This window comes from Monashia sp. HAY1-5C (assembly GCF_056755255.1).
This window is the reverse complement of sequence record NZ_JBPGXG010000515.1, coordinates 1-255: the sequence shown is the minus strand read 5'-3', so window position 1 is coordinate 255 and position 255 is coordinate 1. Positions and strand designations below refer to the sequence as shown.

1 protein-coding gene is annotated in these 255 nt (G+C 42.0%); it reads right to left on the bottom strand.

Features of this window, described 5'->3' with window-relative positions:
• A partial coding sequence (locus ACR9ZK_RS22625; protein ID WP_481344171.1) for a glycosyl hydrolase family 18 protein occupies positions 1–255 on the bottom strand: 255 nt, incomplete at both ends.

Here is a 255-nt window from a genome sequence, read left to right as displayed (position 1 = left end):
ATACGTCACAGAGCTGTTGTCATTTTGATCCGTACTCCAGTCGTAGCCGTATGCACCCAATCCTAAAATAATTTTGTTTGGAGCGGTTTTCGTCAACATCTTTCCTGTCTGAGCTTCGATCCACTTTTGGGATGAAACCGGTCCGGCATCGCTGTCTTGAGTATATTCGTCATAAGCCATCAGTATGAAATAATCTACATAAGGATTAAGCTTCTGAATGTTGTAATCGTCATTATCCGTTGTGATGTCCATGGA